We start from the raw sequence: 22,132 nt of genomic DNA on the forward strand, positions 1-22,132 counted from the left end.
CCTGTTTCATGTCTTCGGCAGCCGCTGGTGGCCGCTCACCTGCACACCATCCTCAGGCTGCAACTTCAGAAAGCCGGGAATACCGAGCAGCGGGATGACCGCCATCAGCAAAAATGCAATGTGGAATTTCTCCGGCGTCAGCGGCGATCCATCCAAGGTCACCAGCCCCAGCAGCATGGCGGCAATGGAGACGCCGAAGCTGACGCTCAATTGCTGCAGCACGCCGCCCAAGCTGGTGGCGCGGCTGAGCTGTGCCGCCGGGGTATCGGAATAGGACAGGGTATTGGACGTCATGAACTGTCCGGCCCGCGCCAGCCCGAAGATGAAAACATAGACGATGATGAACCAGTGCGGCGTGTCGGGCGTGATCAATGCGAAGCCGGCGACGATGGCAGCGCCGAACACGGCGCTCCAGGTCAGCATACGATCGAAGCCATAGAGCTTCAGCAGTTTTGCCGAAACCGGCCGCACGGCAAGCGCGCTCAGGGCGCTGACGAAGGTCAGCGTGCCCGAGACGATCGGGCTCAAGCCGAAGCCGACCTGCAGCATCAGCGGTAGCAGAAAGGGCACGCCATTCAGCCCGACACGACAGATGCCGCCGGCAAGGGTGCCGATGCGGAAGGTGCGCAGCTTGAAGAGGGTGAGATCCACGGCTGGCGATGCCGCCGTTTTTGCGTAGCGGATGAAACCGAAGAGCAGCAGGCCCGCTGCAGCAAGCGTGAGGACAATAGCCCAGCCGGGGATTGTCGGGCGGCCGATATTTTCGATGCCGTATTGCAGCAGCACGCAGCCGAGGCCGACCATGACGAAGCCGGGAAAATCGAATTTGATCGTCGCGTCGCGTTCGGTATCCTCGACATAGCGCAGCGCCATGACCATGCCGATCAGCCCGAAGGGCAGGTTCACCCAGAAGATCCAGCGCCAGGACAGATAGGTCGTCAGGAAGCCGCCGAGCACCGGGCCGATAACAGGCCCCATGACGGCCGGTAGGGTCATGTAGGTCATGGCAGTCACGAGTTGGCTGCGGGGGAAACTGCGGATGAGGATGAGGCGCCCGACCGGCGTCATCATGGCGCCGCCAAAGCCCTGCAGCGCGCGCGTGGCGATAAGCATCGGCAGGCTGGTCGCCAGCCCGCAGAGGATCGAGCCAATCGTGAAGATGAAGAGGGAAAGCGTGAAGATGCGCCGGGCGCCGAAGCGATCCGCAAACCATCCGCTCACCGGAATGAACATGGCAAGCGTCAGAATATAGGTCGTGACAGCCAGATTCATGCGAAGCGGCGTCGTATCGAGGCTCTTGGCGATATCGGGAACGGCGGTGACGAGGATGGTCGAATCCAGCTGCTCCATCAGGAAGGCGACGGCGACCACGGCGGGGATGATGTAGCGCAGGCGGGGATTGCGTTCGACCGCAAAAGTCTGACCCTGCGGATTGGGATCTATCGAATCCATGGAATGTAACGGCTTTCCAACGCCCGGCTGGGGACCGGCGCGTTTGACGATTTGCATGGATCCCTTCGGAAACCGCCTCGTGCTCTCGGGAAACATGGTGCTGGCGGCCGGTGATCCGCCGGCCATCGGAATCGTCGCCTATATGAGCATCATCCCGGGCGCGGTGCAACAGGAACACGGCCTTTTGAATCCCCGGAAATCCATATGATCAGTTGGTCGATGGGGGAGAGGGCAATGTCCAGCGTGCCTTGTCGAAGACGATCGCGGTTCGGAGCTGCTCCGGCGAGGTTCTGCGCAATTCCAGCTGCAGATTGAAATTGTTGTTGCTCTGGAATTCCTTGAAAAAGGCAAGCTTGGCGCCGAAGGCTTGCAGCGTCACGTCCTGCAGTTTGCCGATTGCCTCGAGCGCGGCCTGAAAGTCCAACCAATGGGTCTCGTTCAGCAATAGCACGACAGTATCGACAAAAGTGCCGGCAATGGCCTTTCCGTCGTCATTGTCCGGCATGATGACCTTGATGCGGATGGCATCGATTTCGCCTGATGGTTTGCCCCTGGCGATGATGAAGAAGGAAGCCGCCTTGGGATCGCCATAGGCGCCCTTCTGGACGGCATAGCTGCACTCCGAAGTGCCGGCGCCTAGCTCGCTTTGCCGCCATTCGCCCACGGATAGGCCGAATTTCTGGAGATCAGCGCAAAGCGTCTGGCCCGATATCCGCCAGCTTCGCACGAAGGCACTCAGCAGCGCGTCGATAGGCTCGTCCAGCAGATGGGATCTCTTCTTGACGAATGGCTTGGCGATGACGGTCGCCGGCTTGACGCGGACGCTGCTTGATGCCGGGGCCGATGTCTTTGGCGCCGCTGCCGGAGGCGTGGCTGCGTGAGATGGCTGCTGTTCCTGCACGGGCGCCGTCGGCGCTGCTGCGTGTTGTTCCGGTTTCGGAAACAGATTGAGATGATAACGATCATCCAGCGCCCGCAGATTGCGCATATCGTTAGCCAGGAGCGCGGTTGCGAGAACGATCGAACCGATGACAACGGCGGCAATCCAAAAGACAGCTCTGCTTTTCTTGCGAGGTGGCGCCACCGACATGGTTCAGATCACAGCTACTCCCGAGGAAACTTACTTGCTGCAATAACTGTATGTTGCGCAGCCATGTTCATGACTACAGCATATGCGTTTATGAACGATTGATCATTCTAATGTTTCTTTGTCAATTCATGATGTTGCTCAAAGCGGACCGCGATCTTGCGCAGCCGGTTTTTCCGGCTTTTTGCGTATTCTTGTCGCAGAACCGCAGCACGTTCCTGTGTAGTCTGTTCTACGCGAAATATACCTTGAGTGCCTTGACGGTGGCGGCATCCGTGCGGCGGGCCGATGGCGCGGAGAAGCCAAGGGTGATGGCTCGCTCATCCGTCTCGGAGACGGGTGCCGAGCAGGAAGAATGGATCTCGCTGATCTGGAGGCGCGGCCATAACTGGCCGACCGTCGCAAGCGTCACGCCGGAGCCGGGCATGATGGAGATACGACCGGCGGCGGCTGCAATCGCCTGTTCGAGCATGGCGAGCCCTTCCGCCGCGGTCTTTGCGCCGCCGGATGTCAGGATGCGCTCGAAGCCGAGGGCGATCGCGATATCGACGGCTTCCTCGACGTTGGGCACCAGATCGAAGGCGCGGTGCAGCGTCTTGCCGAGGCCTTCCGCATGGGCGGTGAGAGCCGAGAGCGTGTCAACATCAAGTCGCCCATCCGGCATGGAGGCACCGAGTACGACACCCGGCAGCCCGGCAGCTCGCGCCGTATCGATGTCGCGCTTCATGATGTCAAGTTCATCCGCCGAGTAGACGAAGCCGCCAGCGCGCGGACGGATAATGGCGTATGCCGGGACGGGCATCCTCGCCGCTGCGGCCATCAGCCCGGCACTCGGCGTCAGCCCTCCAAAAGGAAGTGCGCTGCAAAGCTCGATGCGATCGCCGCCGCCCTCGACGGCGGACTTGAGGCCGGCAATATCTTCGACGCAGACCTCAAGCAGCATGGATAGGCTTTCCGGCATATTGCAGGCCCAGCAGGGCGGCACCGATGAGGCCCGGTTCCAGTTTGCACTCGCTCGGCACGACGAGCGGCCGGCCGAACTTGCGCAAAATGCGGGCACGTACTGCCTCGTCCAGTCGTGCCAGGAGCGGTTCGACGTTGGAGAGGCCGCCGCCGACGGGCACGATGGTCGCGCCGGTTATGTTGATGGTCAGCGCCAGCGGTGAGGCGACCAGATCGACCATCACGTCGATCGTGCGTTCCGCGCAGCTTTCGCCCTTCAGCCAGTCGCCGATGATCTCTTCGCTGGAAAGCTCCAGGTCGTGAAGCGTCTTGTGCAGGCGTTCGATGCCGCGGGCGCCACCGACCGTGTCGACGCAGCCCTTCTGGCCGCAGCCGCAGGCATAGGCGGGAATGGCAACTGGCGGATTGCCAGCGAAGCAGGCGATGATCGGGCCGTGGCCCCATTCCCCGGCAAAGCCGCCGGTTGCATTGACCAGCCGGCCATCAGCGACAAGGCCACCACCGACGCCGGTGCCGAGAATGGCGCCGAACACGATGCGATGGCCGCGGCCTGCGCCGGAATTGGCCTCGGCCATGGCAAAACAATCGGCATCGTTGGCAATCAGAACGGGATAGCCGAGTTCCGCTTCGAGGTCAGCGGCAAGGTGCCGGCCGTGAATGCAGGGAATATTGGCGCAGGTGAGCGCCTGCGTATCGGGATCGACCACGCCGGCGATGGAGAAGGACAGGCAATCCGGCGTGCCTTCCGCCTCTGCGATCACGTCGCGCAGGGCGGCAACGAATTCGGCGAAGTCATGCCTGGGTGTCGGGCGCCGCGCCAGCGGAACGATATCCGTCATGGAGCGGGCGATGCCGCCTTTGATGGCGCTGCCGCCGATGTCGAAGGAAACGATCATGGATATCGACCCGCTGGTAACATGGCGCACTTGCTCGCACCCTTTGCCGGTCTTTGCAAGATCAATCGGGTGGGGCCAATCCTTCCCGGGCCGGCAGCCGTCAATCCGTTGTCTTAAGCGGCAAGGTGATTCTTGCTTCGAAGCCATCGGTTCTGCCGGTCGCCGGCGAGAGCAGATCGAGATGACCGCCGATCTGGCCAACGATGCGCTCGACGATCGACAATCCCAAGCCTGAGCCCGCCGCTTTCGTCTTGCCGCGCCAGAAACGCTTCTTCAGTCCGGCAAGCTCATGGGCGGACAGCACGGCGCCGCCATTGACGACCCGGACGGTGCGGTCGTCAACGCTGACCGTCACTTCCTCATCGGCCGGGCCGTGGATCAAAGCGTTTTCGATCAGATTGCGTATCACGATCGCAAAGGCGTCGATATCGACATTGCGGAGCAATTTTCCCGAAGTCTTGTTCTCCAACAGGACGCGGCCTGCCGTGCCGGTATCGCGGTCGTAGTCGCCGATGACGGTTTCGATGACGGCCGTAAGATCGGCCGGTTTGTCGCCGGTGCCGATACCGGCCTGGGCACGGGAGAGCTGCAGCAGCTTTTCCGCCAGCCGGCCGAGATTGGAGAGAGACGTTTCGATACGGCCGGCGCGTTCCGCCAGTTGCCCTTGCGGCAGTTCGGCGATCAGCCGCTGCGTCTGGGCAAGCGCTCCCGCAATCGGAGTGCGCAGCTCATGGGCGCTGTTGGCGGTGAATTCCCGCTCCGCTTCAAGGGCGAGCCGCAGGCGTTCAAGCAGCAGGTTGACGGAGCGGGCGATCGGTTGCAGTTCGAGCGGCAGTGTTTCGCTCTCAAGGGGCGCCATGTTGCCGCCGTCCTTGGTGGCGATCTCGGAGCGTAGGCGGTCGATCGGTCGCAGCGATCGGCCAACGATGATGCCGATGGCGATGATGCTCGCCGGAATGAGCGCCAGCAGCGGCCAGAGCAGCGCGACGCCGCTCTCGCGCAATGCCTCGCGGCGATTCTTGAAGGCATCGGCGACATGCAGGAAGATCGTCCCATCAGCCGAGGATTCGGTGTAGATCCGGTATCGTGATGTATTGTGGAAGCCGATTGTCAGCGGCACCTCATAGGCGGTTGGAGGCGCATCGTGGGAATGCAGGATGACCTTGCCGTTCCCATCGAGCACTTGGTAGGTCAGATATTCGCGGTTCAGCCCCTTGTTGAGCGCTTCCAGGCTCTGGGGATCGCCGGAATGGTCGCGGTTGGCGAGATCGTCGAGCACCAGCGGCAGTAGACGCTCGGCGGTTTCCTGTAATGCGCCGTCGAAGGTTTCCGAGAGTTCCTTGTTGACGACATAAACACCGATGCCGACCGCGATCAGCCAGAAGATGACGACGGTGCCGGTCAGCGCCGTGATCAGGCGCCGGGTGATGCTGGCGCGGCTCGCGGTTTTGGCCTCGATCATCGTTCGCCCAGGCAATAGCCGACACCGCGGGCCGTCTTTATCCGGTCCTTGCCGATCTTCTTGCGCAGGCGGCTCACATAAACTTCCACCGTATTGCTCTCGATCTCGGAACCGAAGGCATAGAGCGCTTCCTCTATCTTGTCCTTGGAGACAATGGCGCCCGGTCGCGTGATCAGCAGGTCGAGCACGGCCCATTCCCGGCCGGTCAGGATAACATCCTTGCCTGCCAGCTTGACGCGGCGCTGCGGTTGATCGATTTCCAGGTCGTCGAAACGCAGGGTCGGCTGCGGGCTGCCCGCATACCGTCGGGCAACCGCCAGGATGCGGGCCGTGAGTTCGCCGAGATTGAACGGCTTGACGAGATAATCGTCGGCACCGCTGTTCAGGCCCTCTATGCGGTCGGAAATCTGGTCGCGTGCCGTCAGGATGATGACGGGGGTTTCATCCGGCCTGCGGCGCAGCCGCTTCAAGAAATCGATGCCGCTGCCGTCCGGAAGTTGCAGATCCAGCAGGACGAGGCCGTATTGCACGGCGTTGGTGACCTCTTCCGCATCGGCCAGGTTCTTGACCCAATCCACGGCGTGAGGCCCTGCCGCGATATGGTCGCGAACCGCACCGCCGATCGTGTCGTCGTCCTCCACCACAAGAATGCGCACCTGCACCTCTCAACCGTTGAACGTACTTCAGTTAATGCCGACGAACCTATCGGGTCAATAACGGCTGAAATAAGCCATGGCTGGATGCACAGTTCATGGCTCGCTAACACAGCGAAAACGTTCCCGGTACCTATGGACAGACAGAAACGCGATGGTTACTTGTGCGGAGAACGAGGCGGCACGGGTGCCGCCGGAGGCTATCGGAGGATCTCGGTCATGCTGAAGGGAATTTCCCCGCTGTTGAATGCGGATGTGCTCTACGCACTCAAGTCCATGGGGCATGGCGATATGCTCGCTGTCGTCGACACGAATTTCCCCGCCGAATCGGTGGCAAGCCAGACCGTTCTGGGCGAGCTGCTGCGCATCGACAACGTGTCGTCTGCCGATGCGGTTGCGGCAATCCTGTCGCTGATGCCGCTCGATACTTTCATCGATGATGCGGCGGCACGCATGGAAGTGGTTGGTGCGCCGGATGAGGTGCCGCAGGTGCAGCGTGAAGTCCAGGCCGTGATCGACAAGGCCGAGGGCAAGCATTGGCCGCTGACGCCGGTCGAGCGTTTTGCCTTCTATGAGCGTGCCAAGGATGCCTTTTGCGTCATTCAGACCGGTGAGCGCCGTTTCTACGGTTGTTTTACCTTGACCAAGGGCGTCATCCCGCCGGAAGCTGAGTGATCAGGCACGCTTGATCCGGATGGCGGCAAGGGCGCTGTTTCGATAAAGGAAGGCGATGGCGAGAAAGCTGGATTCCCAGGGACGGCTTGATGATGCGGCGCGAGCCGGTTGGCTCTACTATGTTGCCGGCCGGACGCAGGACGAAATCGCCGTCGCGATGGGAGTATCCAGGCAGTCGGCCCAGCGGCTGGTGTCGCTTGCCGTCGCCGAGCGGCTGATCAAGGTCCGGCTGGACCATCCGATCGCCGCGTGTCTGGAATATGCAGCAGAGCTCAAGAAGAAATTCAATCTGCGGCATGTCGATATCGTGCCGAGCGATTCAGACAGCACATCCTCCACCATTGGCATTGCCGAAGCGGGTGCTGCCGAAATCGAGCGCTGGCTGCGGCGGCCCGACCCGATCGTGCTGGCGATCGGCACGGGGCGCACGCTGAAAGCTGCGGTCGATCAGCTGCCGGCGATCGAATGTCTGCAGCACCGGGTGGTGTCGCTGACGGGCAATATCGGCCCCGACGGTTCGGCCGCCTACTACAACGTCATTTTCAGCATGGCCGACGTCGTCAAGGCGCGGCATTTTCCGATGCCGCTGCCGGTACTGGTGTCTTCCGCAGAGGAGCGCGAACTGTTGCATGCGCAGGCACTGGTGCGCTCGACGCTTGATATCAGCGCGCAGGCCGACGTGACCTTCGTTGGCATCGGCGAGATGGGTGTCGAGGCGCCGCTCTGCCTCGACGGTTTCCTTGAAAGAGATGAGATGCTTGCCCTGATGGACCGGGGCGCTGCCGGCGAGATCTGCGGATGGGTTTTCGATGGCAATGGCAAGCTCATGCCTGACGATGTCAACGAGCGCGTCGCCAGTGCGCCCTTGCCGTCACGCGATACCTGCAGCGTCATCGGAATCGCCAAGGGCCGGCGCAAATTCGAGGCGATCAAGGCGGCCGTCGTCGGTCAGCAGATCAACGGTTTGATCACGGACGAGGCAGTTGCCGAATTTTTGCTCAAGGCGTGAGCAAAAAATTTAACTCATAAAAACAAAAGGATAGGGTGCTTGCTCGGCAATGCAGCAACGAATCTGCATTGACATTTTGTCGCAAGGAGCGAGTAATTGCCCACGAGCAAAGCGAATGCTCATTTTTAATCTTCTGGGAGGAAGATATGAAATTGAAAACTTTACTGCTGAGCGCCTGCTCGGCCCTGATGTTCGCCGGCCTGGCGTCTGCCGAAACCCTCACGATTGCGACGGTCAATAACGGCGACATGGTCCGTATGCAGAAGCTTACGGACGATTTCAAAGCCAAGAATCCCGGCATTGATCTTCAATGGGTCACGCTCGAAGAAAACGTATTGCGCCAGAAGGTTACGACCGACATCGCCACCAAGGCCGGCCAGTACGACGTTCTGACCATCGGCACCTACGAAGTGCCGATCTGGAGCAAGCTCGGCTGGCTTGCCTCGCTCGACAAGCTTTCTGCCGACAAGGACTATGCGGTGGATGACCTTCTCCCGGCCATTCGCAGCGGTCTGACAACCGACGGCAAGCTCTATGCAGCACCGTTCTACGGCGAAAGCTCGATGGTGATGTACCGCAAGGACCTGTTCGAGAAGGCCGGTCTTAAGATGCCGGACGCACCGACCTGGGACTTCGTTGCCGATGCGGCCCGCAAGATCACCGACAAGGACCATGAAGTCTACGGCATTTGCCTTCGCGGCAAGGCTGGCTGGGGCGAGAACATGGCGTTCCTGACGGCGATGTCGAATTCGTTCGGCGCTCGCTGGTTCGATGAAAAGTGGAAGGCACAGTTCGACCAGCCGGAATGGAAGGACACCCTCGACTTCTACGTCAAGCTGATGAAGGATGCCGGCCCTCCGGGTGCTTCCTCCAACGGCTTCAATGAGAACCTGGCCCTGTTCCAGTCCGGCAAGTGCGGCATGTGGATCGACGCCACCGTTGCTGCCTCCTTCGTTTCCGATCCGAAGGAATCCAAGGTTGCCGACAAGGTCGGCTTCGCTCTGGCTCCGGATAAGGGCCTCGGCAAGCGCGGCAACTGGCTCTGGGCATGGAACCTCGCCATCCCGGCTTCGTCGAAGAAGGCTGAAATCGCAGAAAAGTTCATCTCCTGGGCAACCAGCAAGGAATACACCAACCTTGTTGCACAGAAGGAAGGCTGGCTGAATGCACCTCCCGGCACCCGTACGTCGCTCTATGCGAGTGCGGACTACCAGAAGGCAGCGCCTTTCGCGAAGATGACGCTCGACTCGATCAACTCGGCTGATCCGACTCATCCGACCGTCAAGCCTGTTCCCTATGTCGGCGTCCAGTTCGTCGCCATCCCTGAATTCCAGGGCATCGGCACGGCTGTCGGCCAACAGTTCTCGGCCGCTCTCGCCGGCCAGATCTCGGTCGATCAGGCTCTGAAGGCTGCCCAGCAGCTGACGGAACGCGAAATGAAGAAGGCCGGCTATCCGAAGTAAGGGCCTTCGAAGCTAAGGAATGCAGCGTCCCCTCTCGAGCACTGCTTTCCTCTAGGCCGCCGAGCGCCGAACTGCCCTTGGCGGCCCTTTTGTTTCAGCCGGTCCGCGGCCACCCCCTCCTTTAAAGATAGGTCGGTACTTGCCATGGCAACGTTGCACACCCGTTCCACCGCACGCGTCATGATGGCGCCTTCGGTTCTGCTCCTCTTTGCTTGGATGATCGTCCCGCTCGTGATGACGATCTATTTCTCGACGCTGAACTACAATCTGCTGAATCCCGGCACGCATGATTTCCTCGGGTTTCTCAACTACGAATATTTCATCACCGATCCGGCCTTCCTGAGCTCGCTGATCGTCACGCTGCTGCTTGTCGGTGGTGCGTTGCTGATCACCGTCGTCGGCGGCATTGCGCTGGCACTCCTTCTTGATCAGCCGATCTTCGGCCAGGGCATCGTGCGCATGCTGGTGCTTGCGCCCTTCTTCGTGATGCCGACGGTCGCAGCCCTCATCTGGAAGCACATGTTCATGAACCCGGTGAACGGGCTCCTGGCACATCTCTTCCGGTTCTTCGGGCTTGATCCGCTGACCTGGCTGGAGACGGTTCCGCTGCTGTCGATCATTATCATCGTCGCCTGGCAATGGCTGCCTTTCGCGACGCTCATCCTGTTGACCGCATTGCAGTCGCTGGATGAGGAGCAGAAGGAAGCCGCCGAGATGGACGGCGCCGGCCCGGTTTCGAAGTTCATCTACATCACCCTGCCGCATCTGGCGCGGGCGATTACCGTCGTGATCCTGATCGAGACGATCTTCCTGTTGTCCGCCTTCGCCGAGATCCTCGTCACCACCAACGGCGGTCCGGGCACGGCGACGACGAACCTGACTTATCTCGTCTATTCGCAGATCGTTCTGTCGCAGGACGTCGGCGGCGCATCGGCGGGCGGCATCATCGCCGTCATCCTCGCCAATATCGTCGCGATCTTCCTGATGCGCGCAGTCGGCAAGAATCTGGAGGCTTGAGATGGCACGCAAAGTCACCACGCAACGCAAGATCGTTGTATCGATCGCCGCCTGGATCGTGGCAATCCTTATCTTCTTCCCGATCCTGTGGACGATCCTGACGAGCTTCAAGACGGAAGGCGATGCGATTGCCTCGCCGCCGCAGTTCCTCTTCTTCCACTGGACGCTGGAGAACTATTTCGAGGTGCAGTCGCGCTCGGACTACTTCCTCCACTTCGGCAACTCGGTCATCATCGCCTTCGGTTCGACCATTCTCGGTCTGCTCGTCGCAGTACCCGCCGCCTGGGCCATGGCATTCTCGCCGACCAAGCGGACCAAGGACGTCCTGATGTGGATGCTGTCGACGAAAATGATGCCGCCGGTCGGCGCCTTCATTCCGATCTACCTGCTGTTCCAGAGCTTCGGCCTCCTGAACAACCAGTTCGCCAGCCGGGTGGGCATGGTCGTCGTGCTGATGCTCATCAACCTGCCGATCATCGTCTGGATGCTCTACACCTACTTCAAGGAAATTCCCGGCGAAATCCTCGAGGCGGCCCGCATGGACGGTGCGACGCTTGCCAAGGAGATCATCTACGTCCTGACGCCGATGGCGATCCCGGGCCTTGCCTCGACGATGCTGCTCAACATCATCCTCGCCTGGAACGAGGCCTTCTGGACGCTCAACCTTTCCGCGGTCGACGCGGCGCCGCTGAGCACCTTCATCGCCTCCTATTCCAGCCCGGAGGGCCTGTTCTATGCCAAGCTTTCGGCGGCATCGACCATGGCGATCGCTCCGATCCTGATCCTCGGCTGGTTCAGCCAGAAGCAACTCGTTCGCGGCCTGACCTTCGGCGCGGTTAAGTAAGGAAGAGAAACATGGGTAGCATTGTTCTCAAACAAGTCTCCAAGGTCTTCGGCGAAGCCAAGGTCATCCCTTCCATCGACCTCGAGATCGATAATGGCGAGTTCGTGGTATTCGTCGGCCCGTCGGGCTGCGGCAAGTCCACGCTGCTGCGCCTGATCGCCGGCCTCGAAGACGTCTCCGGTGGTCAGATCATGATCGACGGCAAGGACGGCACCAATCTGAAGCCGTCCGACCGCGGTCTTGCCATGGTGTTCCAGTCCTACGCGCTCTATCCGCATATGAGCGTGCGCAAGAACATCGCCTTTCCGCTGAAGATGGCGAACATGCCGCAGGCGGAAATCGACAAGAAGGTTGCGGATGCCGCACGGGTCCTCAACCTGACTGATTATCTGGAGCGCAAGCCGCGCCAGCTTTCCGGCGGTCAGCGCCAGCGCGTCGCCATCGGCCGCGCCATCGTGCGCCAGCCGGCCGCCTTCCTGTTCGACGAGCCCTTGTCGAACCTCGATGCGGCGCTGCGCGTCAACATGCGCCTTGAAATCAGCGAGCTGCATCAGCAGCTGAAGACGACGATGGTCTATGTGACGCATGACCAGGTCGAGGCCATGACCATGGCCGACAAGATCGTCGTGCTCAACCGCGGCAATATCGAGCAGGTGGGCTCGCCATTGGAGCTCTATCGCAGCCCGCGCAACCTCTTCGTCGCCGGCTTCATCGGCTCGCCGAAGATGAACTTCGTCAAGGGAGCCTATGCCCAGAGCCTCGGCGGCGACACGATCGGCGTCCGGCCGGAACACGTGCTGCTGTCGACCACGTCGGGCGACTGGCAGGGCAAGGTACTTGTTGCCGAACATCTCGGTTCCGACACTTTCCTGCATATCGACGTTGACGGGATCGGCACGGTGACCGCGCGCGGCTCGGGCGATTTCCCGGCCCGGGCCGGCGATACCGTCTACCTGACACCGGACAAGGCGCATATTCACCGGTTCAATGCCGAAGGGCTTGCGATTTCAGCTTAAAAGCCAAGGCCGTGTGCGCTGGAGCGGGCACGGCCGACGTATCTGTTCCGGTTCGCATCATCGATCTGCGTGCACCGGTCAAGCATACCAGCCGGCGCGGGTTTCCCAGCCGCCCGGAGCCAAAGACCTTTCAGAAGGACCAGAGACATGACGTGCAAATTATCGCTCGCAACTCTCCAGCAGGCGGCTGCAAAGGTGGCCATTCCTGCCTATGACCGGAAGTCGCTTTCGGCTGGTATCGTGCATTTCGGTGTCGGCAATTTCCATCGTGCCCATCAGGCAATCTATCTCGACGACCTTTTCAATACCGGCGAGGCGCATGACTGGGCGATCATCGGCGCCGGCGTATTGCCGTCGGATGCAGCCATGCGTGAAAAGCTGGCCGCCCAGGACTTCCTGACGACCGTTGTCGAGCAGGACAACAACCGCACGGCTGCGCGCGTCACCGCACCCATGATCGACATCCTGCCGGTCGGCGACGCCAAGGCGATCATTGCCAAGCTCGCTGACCCGACAATCCGCATCGTTTCGATGACGATTACCGAGGGCGGCTACTTCATTGATGCCTCGGGCAAGTTCAATCCCGCCCATCCGGCAATCGTGGCCGATGGGCAGAACCCGGATGCGCCGAAGACGGTGTTCGGCCTGATCGTCGCCGGTCTGAAGGCGCGCCGCGCCGCCGGCCTGCCGCCCTTCACCGTCATGTCCTGCGACAATATCCCCCATAATGGCGGCGTTACCAAAGCCGCCGTCGTCGGCACGGCAAAGCTGTCCGATCCGGCCTTTGCCGACTGGATCGCTGCGAACGTCGCCTTCCCGAACGGCATGGTCGACCGCATCACGCCGGCAACTGGCGCGCGCGAGATCGATCTCCTGAAGGACGTTTTCGATATCGAAGACAACTGGCCGGTCTATTGCGAAGAGTTCAAGCAATGGGTGCTGGAGGATAATTTCCCGGCGGGTCGTCCGCCGCTTGAAAAGGTCGGTGTCACCTTCGTGCCCGACGTCACCCCCTATGAGCACATGAAGATCCGCATCCTCAATGGCGGCCATGCGGCGATCGCCTATCCGGCGGCGCTGATGGATATTCATTTCGTGCATGAAGCCATGGAAGAGCCGCTGATCCGCGCCTTTCTGGCCAAGCTCGAAAATGACGAGATCATCCCCGTCATCCCGCCGGTGCCAAATACTGTGCTTGCCGACTACTTCAAGCTGATCGAACACCGCTTCGCCAATCCGAAGATCGCCGATACCATTCCGCGTCTGGCGCAGGACGGCTCGAACCGTCAGCCGAAATTCATCCTGCCATCGACGGCGGATCGTCTCCGCCGCGGCGAGGATATTGTCGGCCTCGCGCTCGTTTCGGCGTTGTGGTGCCGTTACTTCGCCGGCAAGAGCGACAGCGGCAAGGATCTCGTCTTCAACGATGCCAGCGCCGATCGGCTGCATGAGGCGGCCCTCAAGGCGAAGGACGATCCGAACGCCTTCCTCGTCTTCGACGACATCTTCGGCGATGTCGCCAAATCCGATCTTTTCCGCAAGCGCTTTGCGCATGCACTGAAAACGCTGTGGGAAAAGGGTACCCGCGTCACCCTGCAGCTATACTTGGACAACAAACTCGCGGAATAATTTTCGAACGGCCGGACCTCTCCTGTTCCGGCCGTTTTCCATTGTCCCGCCTGTGTTTCGGGCATGGCGGGGCTGCGAACACAATTCAGGTTGGATCTGTGATGGCGGATGCGGGAACAGGGCTCGTAATCTTCGATTGCGATGGTGTGCTTGTCGACAGCGAGCCGCTGTCAGTCGGCGTGCTCATCCAGGCGATGCATGATGTCGGCGTCGAGATGAGCGAAGAGGATGTCTATAGCCGCTTCCTCGGCAAGAGCCTGGCGACGCTCGTCGATACGATGCAGACGGAATTCGACGTCTTTATCGATCAGGCATTTCTCGACCGCATCCGCAACGATCTCTATGAACGCTTCAAGCATGAGCTGAAGCCGATCGACGGTATCGGCGCGACGCTGGATGCGCTTTCGCTGCCGCGCTGCGTCGCTTCGTCCAGCCAGCTGGAGCGCATCCGCCTCTCGCTCGGCGTGACCGGACTGCTGGACAGACTGGAGCCGAATATATTCAGTGCCAGCATGGTGAAACGCGGCAAGCCGGCGCCGGATCTTTTCCTCTATGCGGCCGAAAAGATGGGCGTTCTGCCAAAGGATTGCATCGTCGTCGAAGACAGCCCGGCGGGCATCACGGCAGCGCGCGCCGCCGGCATGACGGTCTTTGCCTTCACCGGTGGTTCGCATGCCCATTCGCCGAGTTACCGGGCGGAGTTGGAGCAGCTTTCGCCGGAAGTCGTGTTTGACGCGATGCCGGAATTGATACAACTTGTCCGCAACAAGAGATAAGTGGGCGGGACCTCTTTTGCATGCGTGATCACGTGGTTGCGGTCGATATCGGCACAGGCAGCGCGCGCGCTGGTGTCTTCACCGCGAGCGGTTCACTGCTGGGTAAAAGCGAACATCCGATCCTGATGAATCGCCCGCGTGAGAACCACGCCGAGCATGATTCTGAAGACATATGGACTGCCGTCTGCACCGTCGTTCGCGCAGCGGTAAAGGCTGCCGGCGTCGACTCCTCTGTCATCGGCGCGATTGGCTTCGATGCGACCTGCTCGCTGGTCGTGCGTGACCGCGACGGCGGGCAGCTCACCGTTTCCACCGGCGGCGAGAAGAGATTCGACACCATCGTCTGGCTCGATCATCGGGCGTTGGCTGAGGCGGATTACTGCACGGCGACGAAGCACGCGGTTCTTGAATATTCCGGCGCGTTCATGTCGCCTGAAATGGAAATGCCGAAGCTGATGTGGCTGAAGGAAAACCTGCCGGAAACCTGGGCTGAGGCCCGCTATTTTTTCGACCTCGCCGATTTCATGACATGGAAGGCGACCGGTTCGCTCGCGCGGTCGCGTTCGACGCTGGTGGCGAAATGGAATTATCTTGCGCATCGCGAGCCGGGCTGGCAGGCCGATTTCCTCAATGTGATCGGCCTTGGCGATCTGCGCGAACGCGGCAGCCTGCCCGACGAGAGCGTTGCCGTTGGACGGTCCATCGGCACACTGACGGCCGAGGCGGCGCAAGCGCTGGGTCTCGACCGTAAATGCCATGTCGGTGCGGGCATGATCGACGCCTACGCGGGCGCGCTCGGCGCTCTTGCAGCCCATGCCGGCGATGCCACCACGTTGGAACATCAACTGGCGCTGATTGCGGGAACCTCGAGCTGCGTGGTTTCCTTTGCGCGCGAGCGCAAGCGCAGCACAGGCATGTGGGGGCCATATTACGAGGCTGTCTTCCCGGGGATGTGGCTTGCCGAGGCCGGGCAGTCGGCGACGGGTGCACTGCTCGACCATATAGTCAGCATGCATGCGGCCGGTGGGCCGCCGGCAGCGGCGTTGCACGACCGCATCGTCCGGCGGATTGCGGAACTGCGGCTGGAGGAGGGTGATTCCCTTGGGGGGCGTATCCATGTGCTGCCCGATTTTCACGGCAATCGCTCGCCCCTTGCCGATCCGCATGCGTTGGGTGTCATTAGCGGCATGACGCTGGATGCGTCCTTCGATGGCCTCTGCCGGCTGTACTGGCGTACCAGCGTCGGCATTGCGCTCGGTATTCGCCATATCCTGGAGCGAATGCGGGATTACGGCTATGTGCCCGACACGCTGCATGTCGCCGGCGGCCATGTGAAGAATTCGGTGCTGATGGAACTCTACTCGGACGTGACCGGCTGCAAGGTGGTCATCCCGAAGATGAACGAAACCGTGCTGCTTGGCACGGCAATCGCAGCTTCCGTCTCCTGCGGGATTCACGAAAGCCTCGGGGTTGCCGGCGCCGCCATGTATCCGGGCGGTCATGAGCGGCTGCCGAATGCCGAAAAGACGAAACTCTACGATCGCGACTACCGGCGTTTCCTCGCCATGTATCGCCATCGCGCGGAGCTGGACGCCATGGAATAGGCGGCTACCGGAGCGGTGCCTGGGCGAACATGCCCTGAAGCTCTTCTATGCGGCGCGTCCTCGTTTCCGCCGCTTCGCCCGCGGCGTGAGCAACTGAAGTCGCCAGATATTCCAGCAGTGCCATTATGGCTAAGAGATTTTCGCGGCTGTTGGCGCGCTGCGGCGGTAGGGACAGCGTGATGTTTGCGAATTCATGCGCCCATTCCGTGAATTGTCCAGTTAACAGCAATACCTTGTAGCCTGCCCGACGAGCCGAGCGAGCCAGAAGCCGTGAGGTGACGAAGCTCGGGGAGTCGATGACGACAAGCAATCCGTCTTCGGCGGGCTCGCCGAACAGCTCGATGTAGCTGCCATTGGCGCCATCGAGGAAAAGGACCTGATCGCGGGCAAAGGTGAGGCGATCGCGAAAATAACGACCGATCCCTGCGAGACTCGGGTGAGAGGTGACAAAGACATGTCCGGAGGACAGAATTGTCGAAACCGCGTCGCGCCATTGCGGCTGGCCGGCGAGGTTGTAGATATGCTGCAGCATCTCGATCTGTTCGGCAATCTGCGTCGCAAGCGGGCGCCCTTCGCTCGCATCTTTCTGCAACTGTTCCAGGATATTGGGCAATTGCGATGTGATACCGGGCGCATTTTCCTTGAGGTGCACCTTTATCCCATCGAGACCGTGGTAGCCGAGCGACCGCAGAAACCTGCCTACCGTCATCGGGCTCAATTCCAGCCTGTCGGCAACGGAGGAGGCCGTCTCGAACGGTAGTTCATTCAAATGCTCGGAGAAATACTTAGCAATTCTTCGTTCGGCCGGAGTGCCGATCTTTATATATTGTCTAAGTTTCTGGCTAAGGTCTTCCAAGTTTTGCGCCTCTTTGATGGTCTTTTCGATGTTATGTTGCGCCAATTTCTACGCCCATTGGCTATTCAATTTTGATAGGGCCGCCGTTCTTGTTGCGGTTGTTGTTCTTAATGTGGCGTACAGAATATATTAGTGCAAAATGTATTACAATAATTCAAATTTTTAATTGTCACATTCATATATCTCTGCGGGATATTGATATCGATACAACCATTTCTTAAGTGTCCATTTGCCACTAAGAGAGGTAGTACGAATGATTGGCCTTGCCGCCCGCCGCTCCTTCGAAAATCTTTTTGCGCCTGAAACGCGCAAAGTTTTCTGGAAGGTACTCGGCCTTACATTGCTGGCGCTCCTCGTGCTGTGGTTCGTCCTGCGGGGCGTTTTTAATTTCCTCGTATTGCCTTGGCTGCAGGGCTTCATGCCATCCACCTCGGATTGGACGGGTTGGCTCACATTCCTTCTTGCCATCTTCGCCGGGATTGCATTGGCATTGGCGATGGCGCTGCTGATTTCACCGGTCACGGCGCTGATTGCCGGCCTATTTCTCGACGATGTCGCCGAAGTGGTGGAAAAGCGCGACTATCCGGGTGATGCGCCGGGAACGGCAATGCCAATCGTCGCGGCGATGAAGAGTTCCCTACGCTTTCTCGGCGTCGTCATCGTCGGCAACATCGTGGCGCTGTTCCTGCTGTTCATTCCGGGCGTCAATCTCGTCGCCTTCTTTCTGGTGAACGGCTATCTGCTGGGGCGGGAATTCTTCGAATTTGCCGCCATGCGTTTCCGCTCGCCGGACGAGGCGCGGGAATTCCGCGTCAAGCACGCCCTCACGGTCTTCCTGGCCGGCCTGGTGATCGCCGCCTTTCTGGCGATCCCGCTGCTCAATCTGCTGACGCCGCTCTTTGCTGCCGGCATGATGGTGCATCTGCACAAGCTGATCTCGCACAGGGAGGCGAAGCTGCAGTCAAGATAGGCTTAGCTCGCCGCTTCAGCTCCGATGATCTGAGGCGGAAGTTCGACCAGAGGAGCAGGTATGTCACAGGTCTTTTCCGGCGAGCGACAGAGGTCGGCAATGACGCAGCGTTCGCATTCAGGCTTGCGCGCCTTGCAGACATAGCGGCCATGCAGGATCAGCCAATGGTGCGCGTGGTAGAGATACTGGTCGGGAATGATCTTCATCAACCGCTGCTCGACTTCGTCGGGCGTCTTGCCGGGGGCCAATAGCAGCCGGTTGGCGATGCGGAAAATATGCGTATCGACGGCCATCGTCGCCTGGCCGAAGGCCATGGAAAGCACGACGTTCGCGGTCTTGCGGCCGACGCCGGGCAGGGTGACCAATTCTTCACGGGTGCGCGGCACCTCGCCACCGAAATCCGTGATCAGCTTTTCCGACAGAGCCACAACGTTCTTCGCCTTGTTCCGGTAAAGGCCGATCGTCTTGATATATTCGCGGATGCGCTCCTCGCCGAGATCGAGCATCTTCTGCGGGGTATCGGCAACGGCAAAGAGGGCGCGCGTCGCCTTGTTGACGCCGGCGTCGGTCGCCTGCGCTGAAAGCGCCACGGCAACGACCAACGTGAAAGGGTTGACGTGCTCCAGCTCGCCCTTCGGTTCCGGCCGCTGGATGGAGAAGCGTCGGAAGATCTCTTCCAGGTCCGCTTTGGAATAAAGGCTCTTTTCCGCCGGCTTGCGGCCTGCGGTCGCATTTGACTTTTTCGCGGTTTGGGCGCTGGATTTGATCTTTGGATTTGCCATAAGCGACCTATACTCAAGTCCTATGACGAAACGCAACGCCGATACGGCTGGAGACGGCAACAGGCCGGTTTTCGCCGCCGAATTGTTTCCCCATCGCTCGCTGTCGCGAAAGGGGTTCAGGGTTATGCTGGCCTTGGCGGGCACCTTTTGTCTCTTCTACAGCATTCTCTTCGTCACGCGCGGCGCCTGGCCGATCGGCATTTTCTTCGGCGCCGATTTCTTCCTGCTCTATGGCGCCTTTTGGCTGAACTACCGCTCGGGCCGCATGCGCGAAGAGGTGACGGTATCGCGCACCAACGTTTCCATCCGCAAATTCTCGCCGACGGGCCGCATGGTGGAGCATGATTTCAATCCGTTTTGGACGCGGTTCCTGGTTCGCCGTCACAGCGAGATCGGCGTTGTTTCCATGCATGTCCGCGACAGAAACCACGACACCGATGTCGGCTCCTTCCTCAATCCGGAAGATCGCGAGAGCTTTGCCAAGGCCTTCAAACGTGCCTTGGCGACCGTAACACAGCGGATATGAGCGGCTTGCCCAAATCGGCGACGTCATATTTTCGCAGAGAGACCACTGGCGCAAGAAACGGGTGGTTTTAACCCTATTGCCGTGGTTTTCTCCTTTCTAAGGAGAAAGATCATGAATGCGATTGCACAGCTGAAGAAAGACATCACCCCGGAAGGTCAGGATTACGACACCGTGCGGGAGGTCATCGAGCTCATCACTGAGGAATATCGCGACCAGCCGTCACTGGAGATGCTGGCCGAAAGGCTCGGGCAGTCGCCGACCCAGCTGCAGAAGACGTTTACACGCTGGGCCGGGCTATCACCCAAGGCCTTCCTTCAGGCCGTCACGCTCGACCATGCCAAGCGGCTCCTGCGCAAGGAGGACCTGCCGCTGCTGGAGACCTCTTTCGAGGTTGGCCTTTCCGGGCCAAGCCGGCTGCACGATCTTTTCGTGACACATGAGGCGATGTCTCCGGGCGAATGGAAGGCGAGGGGCAGCGGTCTGGTGATGCGCTACGCGTTTCACATCTCGCCCTTTGGTCTTGCCTTGATCATGGTCACCGATCGCGGCCTTGCCGGCCTCGCCTTCAGCGATTCCGGCAATGAGAAGGCATGTCTCGCGGATATGACCTGCCGCTGGCCCAATGCCGAGTTCATCGAAGATCCGCATGCGACTGCACCTTACGCGGCCCGCATCTTCGAGCGGGGGAACTGGTCGAGTGATCAGCCGCTACGGGTCGTGCTGATCGGTTCGGATTTCCAACTCCGCGTCTGGGAGAGCCTTTTGAAGATCCCGATGGGCCGTGCGGTGACCTATTCCGATATCGCAAGGGATATCGGCCAGCCGACGGCGATGCGGGCCGTGGGTGCGGCGGTCGGCCGCAACCCGATCTCTTTTGTCGTGCCCTGCCATCGTGCGCTCGGGAAGAACGGGCAGCTCACAGGGTATCACTGGGGGCTGACGCGCAAGCGGGCGATGCTGGGATGGGAAGCGGGGGATGCTTGAGGGCATACCTTAGGAAGCTCCCGAGTTTGCCGTGCCTGCGCGCCCCCCTCTGTCACGACAGTGACAGAGGGGGGTATCGCACTTTCGACGCGCTCGGAACTGACGGTCGAAGGGCCCCTCAAGCCGCCTTCGCCATAGCCATCTGCAGCAGCGCCTTTGCAGCACTTTCATCCGTAATCAAAGTATTGCAGCCGATGCGCTTGATGGTGGCGCTGATCGCCCGGGCGCGGTGGGCGCCCCCGGAGGAGATCACGATGTGCTTGGCCTTTTTCAGCGTATCGAGATCGACGGACATGACGCGCTTGTTGATCGGGTGATCGACTGAATTGCCGTCGGCATCGAGGAAGTTGAACATGGTGTCGCAGACGCAGCCCATTTCGATCAGCTCTTCCAGCTCGCGTTTCGAAATGAAACCTTCTGACAGCGATGTCGAGTGCGGTCCGATGTCGCCGCAGCTGACGATGGCGAGATCGAGGTTTTCCGCCAGCCGGTAGATCGCCTCCAGCCCGCATTTCTCGATGAGATTGCGCTTGGTCTCGACGGAGTCGACGAGAAGCGGCGCCAGGAACATGTAGCATTCCGCGCCGAGCTGGCTCGCCAGGCGCCAGGTGTAATCGATCGGATTGGTCTGATGGACAGCGACGATGCCGCCGAGCAGGGAAACCACCTTGCAATTGTCACGGCGGGTCGGGCGGAAGCTTGCAAGCGACGCGGTCATCGTCCGGCCCCAGCCGACGCCGATCGTATAGTTGTCGGGGATGGCTTCGGTCAGGAACTGGCCGAGCGCCAGGCCGACGCTCTTTGCCTGTGCGTTCACATCTCCATTGGCCGGCTCGGGAACGACGATCGCTTCATCGAGGCCAAAGGTGCGCTCGAGCTTGATCGCCAGTTCAACGCAGTCATCGATGCCTTCAGTGATCCAGATCTGCACCTCGGCGCGGCGCATGGCCTCATCCAGCAGGCGGATGACGGTGGTGCGGCTAATACCTAGCTGTTCGGCGACATCCTTCTGTGTCAGGCCCTGGTTGTAATAAAGCCAGGCGGCACGAAGCCTCAGGGAGGAGGTCTCCGAATAGGCGGTGTGGGTTCCGCGTCTCAGTTTGGCCACAGGTCCTCCGGCGAGATTGTCGCATGCGCCGTTTAACGTCATGATCCGCCTGAGGATGCGAAAAGGAATGATGGCGGATGACTGGAGCAGGCGAGATCGGCTCTTCTGCTGCCGATATTCTATGACATGAAACTTATGTCAATCGAATTGCACAAATGTCCTTGACTTTTCGATGCGAGATTGCTGATAGTCGGTGATGAGGAATTCGGTCTTGTCCAACCGAGGAGGACAATGTGCGAGTGCTGCTGCAAGCAAGTGCCAGACCGGACAGGGAGCCATATAGGGCGCCCGGTGCCGGTGAAAAGCCTGCTTTCGGAAGGTTGTTTCTTCACCGCTCGGCCGTTCACCGGAAATGGAACT

At 60.3% G+C, this 22,132-nt stretch carries 21 protein-coding genes; 12 read left to right on the forward strand and 9 right to left on the reverse strand.

What is annotated here, in order from left to right; genetic code table 11:
• Window positions 1-6: 6 nt before the first annotated feature.
• The 6 genes from AC13QE_RS23180 to AC13QE_RS23205 form a co-directional block, all read right to left on the reverse strand.
• Window positions 7-1,452, reverse strand: coding sequence for a DHA2 family efflux MFS transporter permease subunit (locus AC13QE_RS23180; RefSeq protein WP_488485525.1), 1,446 nt, complete (start codon window positions 1,450-1,452; stop codon window positions 7-9).
• A 208-nt stretch (window positions 1,453-1,660) separates the two neighbouring features.
• Window positions 1,661-2,542 (reverse strand): DUF6030 family protein, encoded by an 882-nt coding sequence (locus tag AC13QE_RS23185; RefSeq protein WP_488485437.1) that lies wholly within the window; start codon window positions 2,540-2,542, stop codon window positions 1,661-1,663.
• Window positions 2,543-2,771: 229 nt separating this feature from the next.
• Entirely contained in the window at window positions 2,772-3,482 is a 711-nt protein-coding gene (locus AC13QE_RS23190) for a copper homeostasis protein CutC (protein WP_488485438.1), read from the reverse strand.
• Window positions 3,472-4,398, reverse strand: a complete 927-nt coding sequence (locus AC13QE_RS23195; protein WP_488485439.1) for an ROK family protein — start codon at window positions 4,396-4,398, stop codon at window positions 3,472-3,474. The genes AC13QE_RS23190 and AC13QE_RS23195 overlap by 11 nt, the downstream gene beginning before the upstream one ends.
• A 100-nt stretch (window positions 4,399-4,498) precedes the next feature.
• Window positions 4,499-5,860 carry an ATP-binding protein gene (locus AC13QE_RS23200; protein WP_488485440.1) on the reverse strand — a complete coding sequence of 454 codons (1,362 nt, stop codon included), beginning with the start codon at window positions 5,858-5,860 and terminating at the stop codon, window positions 4,499-4,501.
• Entirely contained in the window at window positions 5,857-6,516 is a 660-nt protein-coding gene (locus AC13QE_RS23205) for a response regulator (RefSeq protein WP_488485441.1), read from the reverse strand. The genes AC13QE_RS23200 and AC13QE_RS23205 overlap by 4 nt, the downstream gene beginning before the upstream one ends.
• A gap of 216 nt (window positions 6,517-6,732) precedes the next feature.
• Here AC13QE_RS23205 and AC13QE_RS23210 point away from each other — a divergent pair, with 216 nt between their 5' ends.
• From AC13QE_RS23210 to AC13QE_RS23250, 9 genes are all read left to right on the forward strand, one after another.
• The gene (locus AC13QE_RS23210) at window positions 6,733-7,188 is read left to right on the forward strand and encodes an RbsD/FucU family protein (protein WP_113230873.1); all 456 of its coding nucleotides are present in this window, start codon (window positions 6,733-6,735) and stop codon (window positions 7,186-7,188) included.
• A 55-nt stretch (window positions 7,189-7,243) separates the two neighbouring features.
• Window positions 7,244-8,197 carry a sugar-binding transcriptional regulator gene (locus AC13QE_RS23215; protein WP_015341210.1) on the forward strand — a complete coding sequence of 318 codons (954 nt, stop codon included), beginning with the start codon at window positions 7,244-7,246 and terminating at the stop codon, window positions 8,195-8,197.
• A 146-nt stretch (window positions 8,198-8,343) separates the two neighbouring features.
• A complete protein-coding gene (locus tag AC13QE_RS23220; RefSeq protein ID WP_112335307.1) occupies window positions 8,344-9,660 on the forward strand; it encodes an ABC transporter substrate-binding protein in 1,317 nt (438 codons plus the stop codon).
• Window positions 9,661-9,804: 144 nt separating this feature from the next.
• Window positions 9,805-10,677: a carbohydrate ABC transporter permease gene (locus AC13QE_RS23225; protein ID WP_488485442.1), complete on the forward strand. Its 873-nt coding sequence runs from the start codon at window positions 9,805-9,807 to the stop codon at window positions 10,675-10,677.
• 1 nt (window position 10,678) lies between these two features.
• Entirely contained in the window at window positions 10,679-11,521 is an 843-nt protein-coding gene (locus AC13QE_RS23230; RefSeq protein ID WP_075851745.1) for a carbohydrate ABC transporter permease, read from the forward strand.
• A gap of 11 nt (window positions 11,522-11,532) precedes the next feature.
• Window positions 11,533-12,537: an ABC transporter ATP-binding protein gene (locus tag AC13QE_RS23235; RefSeq protein WP_015341206.1), complete on the forward strand. Its 1,005-nt coding sequence runs from the start codon at window positions 11,533-11,535 to the stop codon at window positions 12,535-12,537.
• 147 nt (window positions 12,538-12,684) lie between these two features.
• On the forward strand, window positions 12,685-14,166 hold the full coding sequence (locus tag AC13QE_RS23240; protein WP_132717623.1) for a mannitol dehydrogenase family protein: 1,482 nt from the start codon (window positions 12,685-12,687) through the stop codon (window positions 14,164-14,166).
• A gap of 101 nt (window positions 14,167-14,267) precedes the next feature.
• Entirely contained in the window at window positions 14,268-14,942 is a 675-nt protein-coding gene (locus tag AC13QE_RS23245; RefSeq protein ID WP_015341204.1) for an HAD family hydrolase, read from the forward strand.
• 20 nt (window positions 14,943-14,962) lie between these two features.
• On the forward strand, window positions 14,963-16,546 hold the full coding sequence (locus AC13QE_RS23250) for an FGGY-family carbohydrate kinase (protein WP_488485443.1): 1,584 nt from the start codon (window positions 14,963-14,965) through the stop codon (window positions 16,544-16,546).
• A gap of 4 nt (window positions 16,547-16,550) precedes the next feature.
• On the opposite strand, the gene AC13QE_RS23255 is transcribed toward AC13QE_RS23250, so the two are convergent.
• Window positions 16,551-17,402, reverse strand: a complete 852-nt coding sequence (locus AC13QE_RS23255) for a MurR/RpiR family transcriptional regulator (RefSeq protein ID WP_488485444.1) — start codon at window positions 17,400-17,402, stop codon at window positions 16,551-16,553.
• Window positions 17,403-17,655: 253 nt separating this feature from the next.
• On the opposite strand from AC13QE_RS23255, the gene AC13QE_RS23260 reads away from it, so the two are divergent.
• Window positions 17,656-18,372 carry a sulfate transporter family protein gene (locus tag AC13QE_RS23260; RefSeq protein WP_488485445.1) on the forward strand — a complete coding sequence of 239 codons (717 nt, stop codon included), beginning with the start codon at window positions 17,656-17,658 and terminating at the stop codon, window positions 18,370-18,372.
• A gap of 2 nt (window positions 18,373-18,374) precedes the next feature.
• On the opposite strand, the gene nth is transcribed toward AC13QE_RS23260, so the two are convergent.
• Window positions 18,375-19,154 (reverse strand): endonuclease III, encoded by a 780-nt coding sequence (gene nth / locus AC13QE_RS23265; RefSeq protein WP_488485446.1) that lies wholly within the window; start codon window positions 19,152-19,154, stop codon window positions 18,375-18,377.
• Window positions 19,155-19,176: 22 nt separating this feature from the next.
• Between nth and AC13QE_RS23270 the strand changes: the two genes are divergently transcribed.
• Both AC13QE_RS23270 and AC13QE_RS23275 read left to right on the forward strand, forming a co-directional pair.
• Window positions 19,177-19,680 carry a DUF2244 domain-containing protein gene (locus tag AC13QE_RS23270; protein WP_488485447.1) on the forward strand — a complete coding sequence of 168 codons (504 nt, stop codon included), beginning with the start codon at window positions 19,177-19,179 and terminating at the stop codon, window positions 19,678-19,680.
• Window positions 19,681-19,791: 111 nt separating this feature from the next.
• Complete coding sequence (locus tag AC13QE_RS23275; protein WP_112400729.1) at window positions 19,792-20,664, forward strand: methylated-DNA--[protein]-cysteine S-methyltransferase; 873 nt, start codon at window positions 19,792-19,794, stop codon at window positions 20,662-20,664.
• Window positions 20,665-20,782: 118 nt separating this feature from the next.
• Here the strand turns inward: AC13QE_RS23275 and AC13QE_RS23280 are convergent, their stop codons facing one another.
• Window positions 20,783-21,772, reverse strand: a complete 990-nt coding sequence (locus AC13QE_RS23280) for a sugar-binding transcriptional regulator (RefSeq protein WP_015341197.1) — start codon at window positions 21,770-21,772, stop codon at window positions 20,783-20,785.
• Window positions 21,773-22,132 lie beyond the last annotated feature (360 nt).

Source organism: Martinezella sp. CNPSo 3957 (assembly GCF_057784395.1).